At 45.6% G+C, this 1,749-nt stretch carries 2 protein-coding genes; both read left to right on the forward strand.

Annotated features, from left to right (window positions below; translation table 11 throughout):
• Positions 1–1,092 (forward strand): hypothetical protein (locus BLR80_RS13055; RefSeq protein ID WP_171906455.1); only part of this gene is annotated, 1,092 nt, incomplete at its 5' end.
• Positions 1,080–1,646, forward strand: a complete 567-nt coding sequence (locus tag BLR80_RS12840) for a hypothetical protein (RefSeq protein WP_143012184.1) — start codon at positions 1,080–1,082, stop codon at positions 1,644–1,646. The genes BLR80_RS13055 and BLR80_RS12840, both read left to right, overlap by 13 nt.
• Positions 1,647–1,749: the final 103 nt, after the last annotated feature.

The following is a 1,749-nucleotide window of genomic DNA, read 5'->3' on the forward strand; positions in this document are numbered from 1 at the left end:
CTCGGTGGCTTTTTGGCTCAAGCTTTGACCGGTGAGTTTGATTCTTATATTTCCCATACTTATACGTACAACGCACCGGGCTTTACGGTTCAGCCCGGCATCACAAACATCGCAACAGAAATAATGGACCTTTTGGGAATTGCTAATGCCTCTGTCCCTGAAGAAAAAATCACAAACATTCGGGCATTAGAAGGGATATTTGCAACAGCTGGATTAGGGCAGATGATAGGCGACATTCAGGTTATTTCTATCGAAGATCAGGCACCAAGCCTGTGGGCCAACCATTATATGGTGAACACCGTCGATTCTCTTGCCGTTTATAATCTTTTTGCGCAAGTGGATTCCACTCTGACCATAGATGAGGTCACCGGCATTATTCGGGCGTCTTCAAACAAAGCCGACCACACCCTCGAATCAGCCGTCACAGCATTGGGAAAATTATTTGTTACCGGCTTTACCCCGCGCACCGGGAGCGAATACGACGCCAACCGCGACAATCTGTATACGGATATCGATAAAATAACAGATGAGTTGGAAAACATCTCCGGCCTGAGCATCGAGGTGTTCGCCACCACCGATGCCGAAGGCAAAGTCACACCCTTTTCTCCCTCCGCCATCGAAACCCAAGCCCGCAACAACATCGCCTACCGCTACGCCCTGGTCAACCTCAATCCTTTTGCCGTTGTCGGCCCGGATTCCATGTACGACGACTTCAACCAAAACGGCGAACTGGATATTTTTGACCCGTCCACCGGGGACGGGCAATTGAGTGATAAATATCTGACCTATCGGACCGAGATGCTTTCGTTTTTGATCGAAAAGAGCATCAATGATGGTGCTAACCAATCGATTATCCGTTTTGAAGATAAAGCCAGTGGCGAAGTTGTGCTGCAACAGGGTCTGAATGCACCGCAACTGGGTGTTGTGTTCGGAAGTGAACAGGGCGAAGAGCTAAATGGCACAAGCTTTCCTGATTCCAGAGGAGATAAATTTAATGACCGTCTTTATGGCATGGGTGGCAATGATACGCTGCTCTGCGGAGTTCTGAGCGCTGAACTCACCATGAGTGAGGCAGCTAGATGTATACAATAGCCGTTATCGTTGTCCTTTATTTCTATGTTCGCCTGGGAATGTGGGTTGCCAGAAAAGCGGCTAGCCGATGGGACCGTAAACGCATTAAATGGGGGGTGCGTATTGCGGTTGCCTTGGCATTTATCCTGATCCCGACAGGCGATTGGATCGCTGGACGCATCTATTTCAACCATCTTTGTGAAACCGAAGCAGGGGTGAAGGTGTATCAAACTATCGAACTTCCTGATGAGTATTGGAATGAGGATGGAACTCCAAAATTTTATGATGAGAACAATGGTAATTTTACTCTGCCAGTAGAAAAATTTTATAAAGTTGAATCAAAAACAACAAATCATCCATTCGGTATCAAAGAGCACCGTGCCTTTATATTGGATATAAATACTCATAAAATAATAGGTGAAAAACCGTGGTTTCAATATTGGGGTGGTTATATTTTGGGAAATTTTCCTCCTAATAATATTTCAATTGGTTGCGGCAATAATTGGTCCGAATTTGTAAAAAAACAATTCACACAAACAAATAAAAAGGGGGGAGTAAGCCATGGCAGCAATTAGCGATTTTTGCCTCCTCCGCAGAATCTGTGGGTAGGTAGCAGTAAAAATTAGAGCATTGTCTCCCCCGGGTGGATAGGATGGTTTTTGCAGAAACTAACCAATC

The sequence above is a fragment of the Desulfuromonas thiophila genome (assembly GCF_900101955.1).
GTDB classification, from domain to species: domain Bacteria; phylum Desulfobacterota; class Desulfuromonadia; order Desulfuromonadales; family Desulfuromonadaceae; genus Pseudodesulfuromonas; species Pseudodesulfuromonas thiophila.

Bases quoted from the DNA above. Each gene is read 5' to 3' on its own strand.
- BLR80_RS12840 (WP_143012184.1), top strand. From the start codon at position 1,080: ATGTATACAATAGCCGTTATCGTTGTCCTTTATTTCTATGTTCGCCTG.